Origin of the sequence: Gluconobacter japonicus (assembly GCF_015244665.1) — a bacterium.
GTDB lineage: Bacteria > Pseudomonadota > Alphaproteobacteria > Acetobacterales > Acetobacteraceae > Gluconobacter > Gluconobacter japonicus.
In genome coordinates this window covers 58507-76043 of sequence record NZ_JABCQN010000010.1, presented here as the reverse complement: position 1 = coordinate 76043, position 17537 = coordinate 58507, and the positions used below count along the sequence as shown (strand labels likewise).

Sequence of the window (17537 nt, the reverse complement as noted above, 5' to 3'; positions counted from 1 at the left end):
GATCCGTCAGATCGCCTCGTGCCATGCCCGCTCCACCGTGCCGTCTGCGTTGAAGCAACCAGTGAATCAGATCTCAGGATGAGTGTATAGACCTTTTGTCAACGCGACCTAGTGTCCTGTCCCGCAAATAGCTCTACATAATTTGGCATCGGATGGCATCTTCGTTTTCTTCAGGGAGAACGGATATGGCGGGTATTGGTCGGCCGCAGGAACGTATCCTTTGCATCAGTGAAAGCGAGCGTGAAGGGTTGGAGCGTACGCAGTCTGTGCTGCCACTTGGCCTTGGCTATCTCGAAGGCGTCACGCACGATTATGTCCGGCATGGCACTACGCCCCTGTTTGCCGCCCTCGATATCGCGAATGGCCAAGTTCTCACCCAGTGCCGTTTTCGTCACCGGCACCAAGAATTCCTTGGGTTTCTCGAGCACATCGAGGCGAAAGTTCCGCCTGATCTCGACGTTCATCTGGTGATTGACAACTATGCCGCCCACAAACACCCCAAAGTCCGAACCTGACTAGCTGCGCGACCACGCTTCCATGTCCATTATACGCCGACCTATGCATTCTGGCTCAACCAGGTCGAGCGCTGGTTCGCGCTCATCACCGAACGTCAGATACGCCGAGCTTCTTTCGTCAGTGCCAAGGATCTCACTGAGAAAATCAATGCCTTCGTCGAGATTTATAACGCCAAAGCGAAACCATTTGTCTGGACCGCTACAAGCGAGGCCATCCTCGAAAAAGTTGAACATTTATGTGAAGCTATTTGCGAGACAGGACACTAGGAAAGGATCTCGATTATCGTTGAGGGTTTATTGCTGAATATCCGCAAACGAGCCGAATGAGTGAGAGAGACGACTGATCCCGCAGCCATGACGACAGTCATGGCTGAACTTGAAGAAACCATGATCTGCGAAAGCGGGATCGAAGAACATCAAATCTGGGGAATCGGTCTCGTTCTTCCAACGCTTCACGCGGACACGTACGAAGTCGAAATGAACATGCTGGAATGGGATCTCTGGCGCGGCTTTAATGTAAGCGAAAAACTCGTAACGCTTCTGGACCTGCCGGCCTGATGGAAAATGACGCAACGGCAGCTGCCATGGTCGAACCGTTCTCTCACTCCGGTGCTCCAGCCCGCAACGCGGTTCTGATTTATGTCGGGTACGGGAGCAGAGCGGGTATCGTCGTTGACTGCCCGGTTTCGACACTTACCCCTGAAGCAATCGGAAACATGCATGCCAGCCGCGACAGCTCTCTCATGCACTGGATGGAAACAGCAAGTAAAACCCTACGCTTTCTCGTTGCGATCATAGAAACGGCCTTCGACCCGGAAACGATCTTTCTGAGTGACGCTTTTCCAAAGTCAGTTCTTGCTGCTCTGGTTGAGCGTGCCGACCCCCTACTCCCATCGCTAAGTGCGATCCGGAACAGGAAATTGTCTCGCCTTACCACAGCAACGCTTCTCAGGAATGGGCCTGTAATCGGCGGCATGACACTACCGATCTTCATCAATACGAAACCGGGCTTCTGGCATCTCTATATTTGCCCAATCGGTAGTGACGAACGCCCCTTCGACCATCGCTAGCTATTTGGCGTATGCCGTTTCCCTTTAGAAAAAGTCAAAAACAGCATACTGGAAGTGTGATCTTTCTTAATGACAAGATAATAGGTGTTCATTACAGATCGGTCGATGCTGAAAAAGAAAATAACGCACTTCGTAACAAAGTATTTCGTATCCATAGATGGACGTGAAGGATACAATTTTCCACATCTTTATTTACCCAACTAGTGACTGCCATGTACCTGGTCCTACTGAATGATCTGCCGCATTTAGCGGCCCATGTCGTCTGTTACGGTGAATATCCTTTGCACAAATTCAATAAAATTTTGAAACTTCAGGTCTCACACCACCACCCCGCCGAAGCTCTATCCTAGAACAAGACTGCTGTGGCGTATCGGAACTGCCATTTAGACACAATTGATATGCACTGCACTCTGTTATTCCGCAGACTTTCAGGCCCTAAACGACCGCCATCAGTGCTGCATTACCACCCGCCGCCGTTGTGTTGGTGCTGCAAACCCGCTCCTGCACCAACCATTCCATCGGATAGTGACCATGCTCGTCAGGGGTATGGAGACATACGACAGGCCCATGATCAGACTGAAGCGCAGCCAGAACCTGTTTCCTGATCGCCTCGTCTCCGTTGCAAAGCGCAATATCACACTGGGCACTGCTTGATACCGGCAGGACATGCGATAGAAGCCCAACGGGCGGTGGTGGCAAACGACGCCATATTTCTGCGGGAATAGCGCAGACATTTCCTGCAGTCAGAGCGTCCGTGACCTGTTGGCACACATCTTCCAGCGTTGGGCCAGCACAAAGCACCGTTCCACGCGCCGTCAATGTATAGACGTTTTCTTCGCCGACTGGCCCAGGAAGAGTGAGTTGAGCCCCCAGCAGCGTCCCGGCACTGGCTTTTGCCCGGAAGTCGGGAGCAATAGCCCGCAGCCATTGACCGGCGGCATTCAGGACAACAGGCAAATCCCGTCTGGAAAACGTTTTGAGCTCCGGTCGCTGTGCGAGAAGACGACGCAGATAAAGCGGTCCGCCAGCCTTGGGGCCAGTTCCCGAAAGGCCGTGCCCTCCGAAAGGCTGAACACCGACCACGGCACCCACAAGATTGCGGTTGATGTAGATATTGCCTGCGTCCGAGGACGCTTTCAGCTCCTCGATTGTTTTGTCAATTCGCGAATGTACACCGAATGTGAGGGCATATCCCGTGTCACGAATGCTTTTCATCACTTGCGGAAGTTCATCCCGCTGGTAGCGGACAACATGTAGAACCGGACCAAAGACTTCACGCTGAAGAATGGAAAGACTATCGATTTCAATCAGTGTTGGCGCGACGAACGTGCCGTTTTTACATTCTGCCTCAAGCAGTGACTGATGAATTCTGCAACCGCGCGCACGCATTTCCTCAATGTGGCGCAGGATACCGGCCTGAGCCTCAGCACTGATCACCGGACCAACATCCGTTTCAGGCAATGAGGGGTCCCCCGTACGCAGTTCTTCCATCGCGCCCTTGAGCATGGTCAGAACAAGATCTGCGCTATCGTGCTGAAGACACAGTACACGCAGGGCGCTACAGCGCTGACCCGCACTGTCAAAAGCGGACGACAGAACATCTGCAACAACCTGCTCGGATAGGGCAGAACTGTCTACGATAAGTGCATTCTGCCCACCTGTTTCGGCAATCAGCGGGACTGGCGAACCATTCGGGTTCAAGCGTTGAGAAAGCTTCTTTTCGATCAGCTTGGCAACTTCCGTTGATCCCGTAAACAGAACGCCCGTCACCCGTGGATCTGCGACCAGCGCCGCTCCAATGTCGCCTCCCCCCAACACAAGCTGCACAACCGCTTCTGGGACGCCTGCCTTATGCAGACACTGGATGGCTTCCCCGGCAATCAGCGGTGTTTCTTCAGCTGGCTTTGCAAGAACACTGTTTCCGGCAGCTAGAGATGCCGAGACCTGCCCCAGAAAGATGGCGAGCGGAAAATTCCATGGGCTGATGCACACCACAGGCCCAAGTGGAACAGCCTTATTGTCTGCAAACTCGCGTCGGATTTGGGCAGCATAATAACGCAGAAAATCGACGGCCTCCCGGATTTCGGAAACAGCATTTGCAAGGGTCTTACCCGCCTCCCGCATGATGAGCCCCATCAGACGCGGCATATCATATTCCAGATGACTGGCTGCCTTCTCAAGACAGGCTGCGCGCTCTGCAATAGGCGTATTTTTCCAGACTTCAAAGCCATCCTGCGCTTTGCGGATGACGTTCTGTACATCATCAACAGATGTGGCCTGAATAAAACCGACTGTGTCCTGCCTGTTAGCTGGATTGGTAATCGCCTCTCCTGTTTGCGCGCCAAAAGCTGCTGGAATACTCAGCTTTAGCCCAAGAGCTTTCAGGGTATTTTCATCAGAAAGATCAAGCCCGCGAGAGTTCTGGCGCTCAGGCTGGAACATATCCAGAGGGAGCCGAATTACGCTCGGAGGCACGCTGGCAGCCAACGTCACCGGGTCCGTAATCAGGTCCTCAATCGAGACAGCCGGGTCCTGAATACGGTTTACGAAAGACGAATTGGCCCCATTCTCCAGCAGACGACGCACAAGGTACGCCAACAGCGTCTCATGTGTCCCCACAGGCGCATAAACCCGGACCGGCCTGTTCAGCTTTTCAGGACCAACGACCTCTTTGTAGAGTGTCTCCCCCATGCCATGCAGGCACTGAAATTCATAGGACTCTACCGTGAAGTCAGGGCCTGCAAGGGCGTGAATGCTTGCCAGCGTCTGGGCGTTATGGGTCGCGAATTGTGGAAAAATAGCATCCGGGGCCGCCAGAAGCTTTTTGGCGCAGGCGATATAGGAGATGTCTGTGTGAACTTTCTGTGTGAAGAGCGGAAAATCCTCCATCCCTTCCACCTGAGCCCGTTTGATCTCGCTGTCCCAGTATGCGCCCTTTACCAGACGAACCATCAGACGGTGATTTGTCCGACGGGCTAGGTCGATGATCCAGTCAAGAACAAACGGCGCGCGCTTCTGGTAGGCCTGAACGACAAAACCAATACCCTTCCAGTCTTTCAGAGCTACGTCGTGGCAGAGAGCTTCCAGAAGGTCGAGAGACAGCTCAAGTCGCTCCGTTTCTTCAGCATCAATGTTGAAACCAATATCGTACTGACACGCCAAACGCGCGAGTGCTGTAAGACGTGGTCCAAGTTCAGCCAGGACCCGGTCTCTCTGCAAGCGACTGTACCGCGGGTGCAAAGCTGAAAGCTTGACGGAGATTCCCGGCCCTCGATAGACGCCAGCACCAGCCGCCGCCTTGCCGATCGCATGGATGGCCAGTTCATAATCACGGTAATACCGGTCGGCATCCGCCATGGTCGTGGCAGCTTCACCCAGCATATCGTAGGAATACCGGAAGCCCTTTGCGACCAGAGGCTTGCTGTTTTCGAGAGCGTTCTCAATGGTCTGACCGGTGACGAACTGCTCACCCATCATGCGCATTGCGAGATCTACACCTCGGCGGATGACAGGCTCACCGCATCGTCCAATCAGGCGCTTGAGGCTTCCGGGAAGCGCTTTGGTCTGTTCCGTAGACAAGACCTTTCCTGAAACAACCAGCCCCCAAGTCGCAGCATTTACGAAAAGCGAGGACCTGCGACTGATATGCTCGTGCCACTGACCATTTCCAATCTTGTCACGGATCAATGCATCACGCGTTGGCAGATCAGGGATACGCAGCAGGGCTTCAGCAAGGCACATCAGTGCCACGCCTTCCTGCGAAGACAGATCATATTCCTGAACCAGATCCTGCACGATTCCACTACTGCCGGACTGGCGAAGCGCCTCAACCAGACGTCGTGCTGTCTGACGTGCCAGCGCCGCCTGCCCTTCTTCAAGAGTAGCCTCCCGGGACAGCGCTTCCACACGACCAGCTTCCGGAACACGGATATGGTCGGTAATGACCTGACGCAAAAGGGAACGAGAAGGAACTGTGGCAGCAAGCGACGCAAAGGATGTGGTCATGAGGGTACCGCTGGTTTGATTGTCCTTCCCAGATATTGAAACGTTTACAAAACAGGTACTGGTATTTTACCAGAGACAACGATTTAAGTTCGGTATATTGATTTTTGGACGAATTATATTTGCAGGCAGTTCCGCAATGGACGACATGGATCGCAGAATTCTGAGACTTCTGCAGAAAGACGGCCGTATTACAAATCTGGATCTCTCCCGACAGATCCATCTCAGTCCCGCCGCCACACTTGAACGCGTCCGCAAATTGGAGCAGAGCGGCGTTATTCAGGGCTACATGGCACGTATTGACCCAGAAACCATCAATCTTGGATTGCTCGTCTTCATTCAGGTGACACTGGATCGCACCAGCCCCGATATTTTTGAATCCTTTTCAAAGGCTTTGAAAACCATTCCGCAGGTCTGTGAATGCTACATGGTGGCAGGAGGGTTTGATTATCTCGTGAAAGCGCGCGTCAAGGACATGGCCGCCTATCGTAACTTCCTTGGAAAAACCCTGACCCGCCTGCCAGGGGTGCGTCAAACTCATACCTATACTGTGATGGAGGAAATAAAATCTGATCCGGAATTGCCTCTATTTTAGGAACCATTAAGCCTAAATACGGTCGACCTCAACAGAAATAAGAATAACCGAGACGACGAATGTAGTACTCTACCATAGGGATTATTCATGATATATATTTATTACAATGAAATATCTTTATGATTACATCTTTGATTATTTATATAAATATTATTACACTCCTTCAGACAGTGTTCGATCCTTTACGCTTTGCAGATCATGTCAAAGTACATAAGGGACACGATCAGAACGTTTGGATCACCCGAATAAGCTGAGCTATACTACTCCTAGGAGCCATTATCTTTCGTTATTGGGCCTGTTTTCCATGGTGTATGCAGTCCGTTCCTGAAGGGAGAGAGGAATGTGGCAACCGAAACGACGGTGGGGTCTGATGCAGTCTGGCAGCAAAGCGTTCCCTGCCAAGGCTCAGAGCATGCCGGTTAAGTCCCCAACGCCAGAACAGGTTGGGCGCGGATTTACTGGATAATGTCCGGTCGGGACGCAAGCCGGAAGCTGCGGCGATTTACATGGCGCCTCAGATGCAGGCACATCATATTCAGTCACTGAATGGGGAAGCCCCTACGGGAGCAGAACTAATCGAATTGACCTCGGTTGTTTATCGCGTAGCGGGCGAAACAATCGTCGAATACTAGCTCCAAACAGATCAGAAAGGAATGGACCTTCAGCTTGAGAAGGCCAACAATCGCCTGCATTGAGTGGATACGGCAGCCAATATGAGGATTATAAAGCTCCAATGATGTTCAGGCGGAAATTCTTGGCTGGAAGCGTTGTTTTCTTGGCTGTACCAGCACGTGCAGCATCGCGGATGACATCGATCACATCCTCTTATGAAGAAGCAACCGGTGGTCATATCGGTGTCTTTGCCCGAAATCTGGCAACCGGACAGCGTCTGACCTGGAGGGAAAACGAGCGATTTGTCATGTGCAGTACTTTCAAGGCATCGCTCGCGGCACTGACCTTGCTCCGGGTAGATCAGGGGAAAGAAAGCCTTGAAACGGTCGTGCCCTATACGGCTTCTGATTTGGGAGACACCTATGCCCCGGTTGCGAAGGCCAATGTCGCAGCAGGCGGTTTATCCGTCAGGGCCATGTGTCAGGCTGCCGTGGAATGGAGCGATAATGTCTGTGCCAATCTGCTTCTGGCCCGGGTCGGCGGCCCCGCTGCACTGACACGGTTCTGGCGGTCTCTCGGAGATCGTCAAACCCGTCTGGATGACTGGGAGCCTGTCCTGAACAGAACTCCACAGGGTGGTCTGCGTAATACAACGACCCCTGAGGCGATGGCTTGGATCTTGGAACATCTGGTGTTTGGTCATGCGCTGTCTGGGGCATCCTGCTCCTTGCTAACAGGATGGATGAAAAACTGTCAGACCGGCAAAGGAAGGCTACGTGCAGGGTTTCCTCCTACTTGGGATGTAGGCGACAAAACCGGCAATAACGGTAAAGATGCAGCCGGAGATATTGCCGTTGCATGGCCAACGCGGGAAGCGCCACTCATAGTATGCGCCTATACCCGTGGCGGCCAACCTGATGAAAAGCAGTTTTTTGAGGTATTTTCGGAAATCGGGCGTATTGCGGCAGAGACGTTGTGTCCTGCGTAAGACAGCCTTCGACCCCAAAAGAGAGCAATATGTCTGAGTTCAATGCCTTCCTGAAAACGCAGAACGATATTGATGCCGTCAATGCAATATCGGCCTTTCTGGCCTTCAAGGACATCCCTCAGGCTAGCAGTCCTCCAGTAGATCTGGTGATCCACGCTGGAAATGCCATTCTTGAGACAGCCCAGGCTGCCTGCAAAACAGCATTAGAAGCTAACTGTCCCCTGCTTTTTTCAGGTGGCATTGGACATTCGACCACTCTTCTGGTGGAGACTGTCAGAGCAGAAACCCTGCTACCAGAGACACATCTAGAAGACAGATCCGAAGCTGAGATTTTTGGTGCTTTAGCGTCGGAAGTCTGGAAATTTCCCAGAGAAAAACTGATTCTGGAAACACGCTCCGCCAATTGTGGTGAGAACGCTACCTTTACCAAGATACGCCTAACGGAACTGGGTCTGGAGCCGCGAACTGCTATCCTGTTTCAGGATCCGGCCATGCAGTTACGAACTTTCGTGACTTTCCAGAAGGCATGGCAGGATGCGTCCTGCGTAACGGTTTTTCATAGCTGTCCGACTTTTATTCCGCGTCTTGAAATGCGAGACGGGATCGTGACCTATGCTGCGGGACTCCCTTCGGGGCTATGGAGCCCAGAACGGTTCATGTCTCTGATCATGGGAGAAATTCCCCGGTTAAGGGACGATGAGAACGGTTATGGCCCCCGCGGACGGCAGTTCATCCCGCATGTTGAAATTCCTTCTGAGATTGAGGTCGCGTATCAGCATGTTCATGAACTTTTGAAAAATCATGGAAACGCGAAGGATCGTGTTCTTACATGATTGGGAAAATGGTCCTGTTTCAGGGTAAGTTTTTGCATGTCATGCATGACGAGCAATACGTCATCATTTACTGATATAAGGAAAACCCGCGGGCAAACTTGTTTTCGTGAGTGGCAAAAGAACTAGGTTCAAAACGCATTGATTATGCGGTGAAAATCTGTTCCATGCTTTGCGAGGAGACTGAAGATGCGTAATCTGTATTGGCTGACGGACGAACAGATGGAACGTCTGCGGCGCTTTTTCTCAAAGTGTCATGGCACATCGCACTGCTTCAATTCTGCGGCTAAAAAGGGAACCAGGCCGCCTAATTGACCGTATCAAAGGCGGCATGAATACGAAGCTTTACGGGACTAATGACAGAACTTGCCAAATATTGGATGCAGGTTAGCGAGAAGAACAACGTTATGCGGTCCAGCTTCCGGCCGCAGATGGAAGCATTTTTTCGACCGGAACTGGTACAATAACTCGCACTTCCGCACATTACCGGAAGATGCAAGAGTGAGAATTACAGGTCGACCCGAAGCCGACCGCCTACCATACGCGGCGTGCCTGGAATACCGAAAACCCCGTTCAGACCCGTCTGGCGTGTCACGTCATAACGCCGATCCAAAACGTTATTGGCATAGGCCGAAACCGACCATTTTGCGCTTTTCGGCGCAAAGGTCAGGCCGACATCCATTAGGAAATAAGCCGGCATCCGATACAGGTTATTCCCCGGAACATCGGACTGCGACCCGCGATAACTATAGTCGATATAAGGCGTGAGCGACCATTGCGTTCCGAGCTTCGTCTTATAAGATGCCGATCCTTCCAGAGTGAGCTTCGGGATCCCCATATCGACGCCCGCATAACTGCGGTATAGCGCCATCAGCCTGCCAGTCCTGATATAAGCAGCAGCCACTGCCGTCGTGTCGATTGCGCTATAGTCTTTATAATTTCCACGCTCGTAACCGAAGTGCTGGTGCAGCAGAAGCCCGGGGATAGGATTGGCGTCTATCCCCAGTTCCACACCCCAGATCCGGCTCTTGGGAATATTGACGTACTGGCCTACCACACCATAATTCGGCACGACTGCCAGACCGGCTACCTGCTGACCGTGATAGTCGTACCAGAAGGCATTGCCATTGAGGCGTAGCTTGTGGTGCCAGTAATCAGACTTGAAACCAACCTCATAGGCCAACAGGGATTCTGGCTTTGTCGGAGTGAGCTGGGACGCCACAACCGTATTGTTCGCCGTAAAGCCACCCGGCTTGAAACCCTTGCGGATGGAACCATAAAACATCAGGTTATCGAGCGCCTGATACTCGATCCCGCCCATACCGGAAAACTGGTTCGTCAGCGCGCCGCGACGCCCGTAATGGTTGTTGAACGGCGTTGGATAGATGGCGGTATTATAGCGCAGGGTCTGCATGTTGTAGAGATCACGATCATCGGACTCATGGGTGATCCCCGCAAGAAGATGCAGCCGCTTCGTTACCGTCAGGCGCAGATACCCGTACTGGCTAAACGCCTGTTGGTCCTGATTATAGCTCGTGCGCTGGATATAGGGCCGTGATCCGGAGCCCGTATAATCGTTGAACATGACCGAATGCATCTGCGTGCGATCATAATACATGCCCACATTCCATTGCAGCCGGTCATGCGGATTATGCGACGCCAGCTTTACTTCCTGTGAGAACAGATTGGCATCTGTACTAACGTCATCGTCATAGATCGCGTAGCGCGTGCCATCCAGATCCATCAGATTGTGCACGTACATCTGCTGGAACGCGCTGATGATACTCAGATCGGCAAAACCAAGGTTCCGCGTGAAGTTGAGGCCAGCCCCCCAGAACGTATTGTTATAGGATGGCTTCATCCCGACAGAATTTCCGGTAAGTTTCAGGAATTCCGGCGTAAAGCCCCAACCCGTATTGCGGTTGTTCTGATAGGCGGGCGTATTGCGCGCCAGATCCTGAACGTTGAAGGCACCCATTGCCTGGGAATTATCCTGCATCCAGTTACCGCTGAAGACGATATTGGTCCTGTCGTCCGGCTGCCAAGCCACTTTTGCCCGCAATCCGCCTTTGTTCGCATTGCCAAGCGACTGCCCGGTATTGATGTTCTTTTGAAAGCCACCGCCCTGCTGTGTGAAACCCGCAATCCGATACTGCACATTGGACGATAGCGGACCGGACACATACAGATTGGTGATGCTTCGATTATAGGACGCAATATCTTCTGACGCTCCATAATGAAGCACTTTCGTCGGGTCGGCTGTCTTGATGTTAATTTCGCCAGCCGTCACCGTCTGACCATGCGTGTAGCCGGAGGGACCAGTACTTACATCAACACCGGCCATGTCAAACATCGCCGCACCTGCCATATAACCAATCGGAAGCGCCACGCCATCCACGTAGGTCATGACCGACGGCGTATTATTCGCCGTGAAATCGTTCAGGCCTACACCGCGCAGCGTGAAGTTCACGGCCGAGCTGGAACCCTGCGGTTGTACCGTCAGATTGGGCGCGAGATTCATTAACCCCTTCACATCCGTGACCTGATGCCGCGCCAGTTCGGTTGAATCGATATGTGTCACCGAGATACCCTGACGCTGCGTCGCCATCGGTCCAAGTGCATTTTTCGTGCGGTAAACCCTGATCGACTCAGGGTCCGAAGACGGGGCAAAATGCCGTATCCGTGCCACCAACGGCGCACCAGCCGGCGCGTGTGACATAACGGCGCGGCTCTTTGCCCCATGAGTAGTTTTCCCGGATGTCGCGGCCGCAACAGCCGGCAACGTCAGAACCAATGCACTCGTGCACAGAAGAATATTGTTAAATCGGAACATTTCAGGTCTCCCCGGAACCACTCCGGTTTTCAGATGATGTGACACTCATGCAAAGCGCATGACGGATTTCATGACCGGCACCGGACTTCACAGCTCCGGATATCCGGAAAAACTCAGTACGCGTCCTCGATCTCTTCGAGAGATCGGTTCACAGTCGAAGGCCCCAGAAGAAGGATGCATAGCGCGCCCGCAATAAGGATCAGCGCGGTCATGCCAAAGACACCTGCGAACCCGAAGCTCGGATAAAGCGCACCGATCAGAAGTGGTGCCGCAATCGCGCCGATACGCCCAACGGCCGATGCGGTTCCCATTCCCGTTGCCCGCAGAGCCGTCGGAAAAATTTCGGGCGTATAGGCATAAACCCCAGCGAAAGTACCATTCATGAAGAACGATAGAAGTATGCCTGCCCCCAAAATCCCGCCAGACGTCGACACGAATGCCATCGCCACAGCACTCAGCATGGCGGCAGCGAGATACGTCACGACTGTCGCTTTGCGGCCGAAATACTCGTTACAAAACCCTGCGCTGAAATAACCTGGGATCTGCGCCACACAGATGGCAATCGAAAAACCGAAACTGTGCGTGATGGTGAAGCCTCGTGCGATCAGAAGTGTCGGCAACCATGAGAAAAACGCGTAATAGCTGAACGTGACGGACAGCCACAAAACCCAGTTCATGACCGTTACACGCCGCAGCTCTGCTCCCATAAGCCTCAAAAACTGGCCACGCCTCGGCATCTGCGTGGAAAGCGCTACCTCGGCCTCATAAACCGGAGACGCTACGCCCATGCTCTTTTCTATCCCGCACAGAACCCGATGTGCAGCTTCGCCCTGACCTGATCCGACCAGCCAGCGCGGGGATTCCGGCAAGGATCGCCTCCACCAAAGCAGCATGACAACCGGGCACGCCGTCAGGCCCAAAGCCCAGCGCCAGCCATTTTCCGATCCCGGCACCAAGGCATAACCTAGCAGCGAGGCTCCCACGAAGCCAAACGAGAAGAACCCCGCCAGCGCCCCTGTAAAGGCTCCCCGATACCTCCGTGGTACAAATTCCGACAGATAGGGCGCGATAATTGCGGACTCAGCCCCTGTTCCCACCCCGGCCAACACCCGTGAGAGTACAAAACCGTGCCAGTTCGTACACAGCGCTGAGATGAGAGACCCCACGCAATAGCAGGCCAGAGCCCACATCATCACCGAGCGCCGCCCCCACCGGTCCGCCACCAGACCTGCTGAAAGCGCACCGATAAAATATCCGAAAAATGCCCCACTTCCCAGCAGACCAAGCTGGGTCATCGACAGCCCCCACAGATGCTGCAGAGCGGGCATAACAAACGCCAGAATAGCGCCATCAAGCCCATCAAAACAGTACCCTGCGCCCCCGAGAAACAAGAGCCGGTAATGAAACCCGGAGAACGGAAGACGCTCCAGTCGGTCTGCAATAGACATATATTTCCATCCCGGAACGAAATACAGTGACGAAAATTATGGACCGGAAGCCCCTCCGCACAGGACTTCCGGGTTCTGGAAGGGTCTTAGCCGACGATGAGGTCTTCTTTACTGTCAGGGTATTTCGTGAGGATCTCATATCCGGTCTCCGTCACCACAACCGTGTCAGAATGGCGGTATCCGGCCTTCCCTTTAATGTAGATCCCGGGCTCGATGCTGAAAATCATGCCCGGCTGAACAACATTGTCCTCGCCTAGCGCCAGAAACGGCGCTTCATGGCTCGTGACACCAAAGCTGTGTCCCGTCCGATGCAGCGGCGTTTCATATCCAGCGGCATGCGCGATGGCCTGACAGGCAGCGTCAATCTCCGAGCCGATCGCGCCGGGTTTGAGCATGTCATACGCCTTGTAGCGCATGGCCATCATCGTATCGAAAGGCCGCTTTGCCTCTTCGTGAATGGTCTCGAGGAAAAAGGTACGCTCGATTTCTGCGCCATATCCATTGATCTTGCCCGCAATGAGCCCGAGGAATGGCCCGCCCGGCTCACAGGTCGCGGTCAGGCACGAGAAATTATGCGGATCATCTGTATAGGCGGGAGGCTGGATCAGGCCAGCCGCATGGGTGGACATGACGTTATACTGCGGGGATTCCGTCAGGCAGCGATGATAGAAATACGGCGTCACGTCGCCAATGGTCTGTGCCACCATCATACCGGGCTTTACCTTGCCCAGTATCAGTCCCAGCGCCTTTGTCATGACGTCGCTGGTCCAAGCGATACGCGAAATCTCGTGCGCCGATTTGATCTCCCGAACTTCATCAATGATGTTCAGAAGCTTCACGGGGTTAGGAATCTGCGCCTGCAGATAGGCCGGACAGGCCCCTTCAATTCCAACCGTTCCCTGCTTCGGAAGAGCATCGGCAAAGCGGTCGGACCAGCGGGATCCCACGACGGCAGGGAACTCCGCATAGCTCAGAAGCTTCAATTCCCCGATTTTGTGGCGCAGCACATGTGGAACTTCAAGAACTGGCACGACGAAGAACGTCTCAGTCATCGTGAGCACGAGAACAAACGGTCTCTCATGCACGAAATTCGCGAAATTCGTCAGGTAATAGACATTGTCCGGATCAAAAGAGACGTAGGCACTCAGACCCGCCTTCTCCATCTTCTCACGGACTTTGCGATGGCGTTCGGCGATTTCGGGTGCGGAAACCTGTGCGGCAGTCAGAGGCGGCATTGTCATATTTGACCTTATCTATCCGGAACAGGCCCCCCCCCTTACGGGACAGATCGCCTTCAATCCAATATAAAAGCAATACAACCTACTTGTTTTGTGAACGTCAAGAAAATTATTCTAAAAATGCAATGATCCGCGAGCGGTCGCATCTTCTGCCACACGCTGAACAGTTCTCAGGCTGGGCGATCCGCAACTCTGAGCAGTTCTGCCCTCGAGAAGCGTCGCCATGTCTCAAAGGATCTCTCCAGATCCTCCAGAGGCACACCACGCGCGCGCTCGACCGCCAGCCCTCGTAACAGTGCTGAGTTAAGCAGACGCAACTCGACGAAATGTGGATCCGGTGGCGCCAGCCTGCGACCAGAAAGCCAGCGGGTCATAAACTGATCGATCCGTTTCAGAACAGGGGCCGTCACCTCCTCCAGATCCGGATCACTTCGTCGCGCCAGCTCGATTTCCACCGTCGCCAAAAATTCCGGCCCTTCCGTCACCAGTCGCCACATCGTGTCCAACATGGCGTCTACTCTGTCTTCGGGGCTGCCCTTCATACTCAAAGCACGGCGATAGAGCCGCGCGCGCTTGACGGCATAATGCCGAAGCACCATCGCCATAACCTGTGCCTTGGTTGGGAACTGATGCTGCAACGCCCCTAGGCTGACACCAGCCATTTTGGCGATACGCTGGATGGTCGTCGCGGCATAGCCCTGCGTCTGAAGCAGGATAACGGTTGCCTGAATGACCTTGGCGCGCGTCTCCGCACTGCGATCGGCCTGTGTCCGGCGACGGACAACCACAGGAGCGGAGGGGGATAAAACAGTCATAGGCCTAGGGGGAAACTCCTACCGGAAAACAGTCCAGAATGAATATCTTTCATACAGATACTCCCCTAGGGAGGAAATGCCCGAGCAGTTAAACCCTGGTTCACAAACGACTGCAGCGCTCCAGAGGGCGGGCACGAACAGAACCTCACTCATTCTGGTCTTGCCCTGATCGAGGATGGATGGTCTGGATGACGTTTCCAACCGGTTCTACGACCATGCGCTGATCTGTCAGATCGGCATCATCCTCGTCGCCCCCCAACCCGCGCATCTGAACGTCCAGGTTCCTCTGGACCTTTAGAGCACTTTTAGTTCCGGTTGGATCGGCATTTCCGTTTCTTAGCAGACAATCGCAAAACAAAAGAGATCTCCCGAAAGTCCGGAGTTGCCAATTTTGTCTTTATATCGGTCATAAAGGGTGCAAATATTTATCCCACAAATGACCATCTCATATCCACTGAGCAGAAAACATACTTGAATTTATTTATTGAGCCATGAAGGCTGTTGTGGGTTGAAGCCCATGACCTGAAGAGCTTTCCGATTGCATGCACCCGTCAGGCTGTTCTGAAAATAAATACTTTCCTCTCCCAGTAAATGAAGAGCCTCTCGTTCATCGAGGCAAGGAGGAGCATCAGCTCCGATCCAGTGCGCGTACGCTGGAAGCCACTCAGACATTTTCGTCGGATGATTATCTACAACATTATAAAGGCCGGCTGGCGCTGTAAGAGCTGCCACCGTTGCTTGGGCAGCATCGTCTACATGGATAAAAGAGAGTGTGCTTTTCGCCTTGCCGATCAAAGAGACTTCCCCCTTGAGAAGATGGCGACTGAATGCACCATCAGGCCAGTACCATGTCCCGGGACCGTAGAAGAACCCATAGCGCAACCCGATGCTTTCCATCTCCTGCGCACTTGAAATCCGCTTTTCCAGCTCTGCATACATGCGTGCACCGGCACCAATGGTCCCTGGAGCGCTGGTTCTCAAGGGCGAAGCTTCCGTTGCAAGCCCGTCCCCACCATCCAGATAAAACCCGGATAATTGCTGGACATAACGTTGCACATGGAATGTCTGTGCTGCTTCGAAAAGATAGCCACCGCCTTCCAGGCGCAATCTACGATCAGCAGGCAGGCGTTGAGCCAAATCGAAAGGACTGGACGGCAGGGAAGTCAGTTGATCGATCACCACGTCCGGGCGGATCTGTTCAATGAGCTCAAAAATATTGGCGCGATCAAGGGCATCTCCTTTCACGGGATGAGCACCGCGCTTTTCTATTGTCTCCAGACTATCGGGACGATGTGCCAGTCCCCAGACCTCACACCTGGCATCCCGCAACTGGTTGATCAGCGGACGGCCCAATGCGCCGCTAGCTCCAGCTAAAAAGACTTTCATGATAATTCGGTATCCCTAAAATCACTTTACCGGAATAACGAACGGAGCAGCTTTGTTTTTGACGAAAAATGCAAGAAAACGCGCAGGTTCCGTCTGACTGGCATTGCGACCAACAATATGGATATCATTTGGGCCTTCAAAAAAGCTCTGCCCTTCTTTCAATGTTACAGATGCGCCGCCCTTGACCTGCATAATAATGCTTCCTTTCAAAACATACACAAAGACTGAAGCATTGTGTCGGTGGATCGGGTCCGAGCCTCCGGGGGCGTAGTCTACCGTCAGCATGGCGCCCTCCTTACCGGGAATACCGGGAAGGTCATGCTCCATCAGAGGTGTAACTTTCGTCTCTGCATAAAGACCATGGGTCCAGAAACCCGCAGCCATAGCAGCGAAAGCAATAAGTTTACGCATTTTCAATGTTCCTGTTGTTAAGAGACCAGTCACGGTCATGAGATGGCTGACCGCTTCCGTTGCCTGACTTTGCTGGTCCGACGTGTCTGGACACGTTCGTCGAACCACGACTGCGCTTGTCCGAAGAAAGGAGAAGGTGCCTTATCCCGGACTGATCGAGCGAGATCCGCGAGTGAAGTCTGCGACAGTTCCTGCCGCATGGCCTGCTCGGCTCGCAGCATGACACCATGAATTCCACAGACGCCCTGTGTCGCCCATCCGGGTGGCTGTTTATCGAAAAGGGCGCAGCGACCACGGATTTCCTGGCAATTGAAAAGACTCTTTCGGCCCTCCACCGCATCCACCACAGCCAAAACGCTGATATCATCAGCCGGACGGGCCAGTTTGTAGCCACCTCTCAAGCCCTCTGCCGCAGTGAGCAGACCCGCCTTTTCAAGTTTGGGAAGCAATTTGGCGACATAAGCCGCTGGAATTTCTTGTAGTTCTGCAAGATCGAGACTGCTTACAGGCTCTGGGTTATCGACCAGCCAGAGCAAGCTGTGCAGAATATATTCGGTGCTGGCGCCATAAAGTGTCATACGCGGACTTTATAAGTCTGCGTTTTGATTCGCAATACACTATAGGAATTATTCCAACCCTGCAGTTACCAAACGGACAGTTCGCTAATGTGGCTCTATTGAACTTTTATTTTCCAGTGACTACGAACAGTTCGTGCGAACAAAGTATTGAACCCAACCTTCCGGACCAAGACTCCCCCATAACAACGGTTAACCGGAAATGGACAGCAAACGTCA

The 17537-nt window shown here is 53.2% G+C and carries 14 protein-coding genes and 1 pseudogene; 7 read left to right on the top strand and 8 right to left on the bottom strand.

What is annotated here, in order from left to right:
- Positions 1-215: 215 nt before the first annotated feature.
- The 3 genes and pseudogenes from HKD32_RS15355 to HKD32_RS14175 form a co-directional block, all read left to right on the top strand.
- Positions 216-782 (top strand): annotated as a pseudogene (locus HKD32_RS15355) (IS630 family transposase); the annotation flags it as partial.
- Between the two features lie 60 nt (positions 783-842).
- Positions 843-1073 carry a hypothetical protein gene (locus HKD32_RS14180; RefSeq protein WP_194258339.1) on the top strand — a complete coding sequence of 77 codons (231 nt, stop codon included), beginning with the start codon at positions 843-845 and terminating at the stop codon, positions 1071-1073.
- The gene (locus HKD32_RS14175; protein WP_194258338.1) at positions 1073-1585 is read left to right on the top strand and encodes an ROK family protein; all 513 of its coding nucleotides are present in this window, start codon (positions 1073-1075) and stop codon (positions 1583-1585) included. The genes HKD32_RS14180 and HKD32_RS14175 overlap by 1 nt, the downstream gene beginning before the upstream one ends.
- Positions 1586-2020: 435 nt before the next feature.
- Here the strand turns inward: HKD32_RS14175 and putA are convergent, their stop codons facing one another.
- Positions 2021-5590 (bottom strand): bifunctional proline dehydrogenase/L-glutamate gamma-semialdehyde dehydrogenase PutA, encoded by a 3570-nt coding sequence (gene putA, locus HKD32_RS14170; RefSeq protein WP_194258337.1) that lies wholly within the window; start codon positions 5588-5590, stop codon positions 2021-2023.
- 19 nt (positions 5591-5609) lie between these two features.
- Between putA and HKD32_RS14165 the strand changes: the two genes are divergently transcribed.
- The 3 genes from HKD32_RS14165 to HKD32_RS14155 all read left to right on the top strand — a co-directional run bounded on the left by HKD32_RS14165 (position 5610) and on the right by HKD32_RS14155 (position 8615).
- Positions 5610-6182 (top strand): Lrp/AsnC ligand binding domain-containing protein, encoded by a 573-nt coding sequence (locus HKD32_RS14165; protein WP_456305927.1) that lies wholly within the window; start codon positions 5610-5612, stop codon positions 6180-6182.
- An 805-nt stretch (positions 6183-6987) separates the two neighbouring features.
- Positions 6988-7782: a class A beta-lactamase gene (bla, locus tag HKD32_RS14160; RefSeq protein ID WP_228119068.1), complete on the top strand. Its 795-nt coding sequence runs from the start codon at positions 6988-6990 to the stop codon at positions 7780-7782.
- Positions 7783-7811: 29 nt separating this feature from the next.
- On the top strand, positions 7812-8615 hold the full coding sequence (locus tag HKD32_RS14155) for a YdcF family protein (protein WP_061928751.1): 804 nt from the start codon (positions 7812-7814) through the stop codon (positions 8613-8615).
- Between the two features lie 505 nt (positions 8616-9120).
- Here the strand turns inward: HKD32_RS14155 and HKD32_RS14150 are convergent.
- The 4 genes from HKD32_RS14150 to HKD32_RS14135 form a co-directional block, all read right to left on the bottom strand.
- Positions 9121-11445 (bottom strand): TonB-dependent receptor, encoded by a 2325-nt coding sequence (locus tag HKD32_RS14150; protein ID WP_194258335.1) that lies wholly within the window; start codon positions 11443-11445, stop codon positions 9121-9123.
- A gap of 113 nt (positions 11446-11558) precedes the next feature.
- Positions 11559-12893 carry an MFS transporter gene (locus tag HKD32_RS14145; RefSeq protein WP_194258334.1) on the bottom strand — a complete coding sequence of 445 codons (1335 nt, stop codon included), beginning with the start codon at positions 12891-12893 and terminating at the stop codon, positions 11559-11561.
- Positions 12894-12979: 86 nt separating this feature from the next.
- Positions 12980-14134, bottom strand: coding sequence for a M24 family metallopeptidase (locus tag HKD32_RS14140; RefSeq protein WP_194258333.1), 1155 nt, complete (start codon positions 14132-14134; stop codon positions 12980-12982).
- A gap of 167 nt (positions 14135-14301) precedes the next feature.
- On the bottom strand, positions 14302-14946 hold the full coding sequence (locus HKD32_RS14135; protein WP_061928757.1) for a TetR/AcrR family transcriptional regulator: 645 nt from the start codon (positions 14944-14946) through the stop codon (positions 14302-14304).
- Between the two features lie 175 nt (positions 14947-15121).
- On the opposite strand from HKD32_RS14135, the gene HKD32_RS15485 reads away from it, so the two are divergent.
- Complete coding sequence (locus HKD32_RS15485) at positions 15122-15244, top strand: hypothetical protein (RefSeq protein WP_268761848.1); 123 nt, start codon at positions 15122-15124, stop codon at positions 15242-15244.
- A 179-nt stretch (positions 15245-15423) separates the two neighbouring features.
- Here the strand turns inward: HKD32_RS15485 and HKD32_RS14130 are convergent, their stop codons facing one another.
- The 3 genes from HKD32_RS14130 to HKD32_RS14120 are packed head-to-tail and all read right to left on the bottom strand — an operon-like array spanning position 15424 to position 17321.
- Positions 15424-16332, bottom strand: coding sequence for an NAD-dependent epimerase/dehydratase family protein (locus tag HKD32_RS14130; RefSeq protein ID WP_061928759.1), 909 nt, complete (start codon positions 16330-16332; stop codon positions 15424-15426).
- A gap of 21 nt (positions 16333-16353) precedes the next feature.
- Positions 16354-16743, bottom strand: coding sequence for a cupin domain-containing protein (locus tag HKD32_RS14125; protein WP_061928761.1), 390 nt, complete (start codon positions 16741-16743; stop codon positions 16354-16356).
- A gap of 35 nt (positions 16744-16778) precedes the next feature.
- Positions 16779-17321 carry an RrF2 family transcriptional regulator gene (locus HKD32_RS14120; protein ID WP_010505093.1) on the bottom strand — a complete coding sequence of 181 codons (543 nt, stop codon included), beginning with the start codon at positions 17319-17321 and terminating at the stop codon, positions 16779-16781.
- Between the last annotated feature and the right edge of the window lie 216 nt (positions 17322-17537).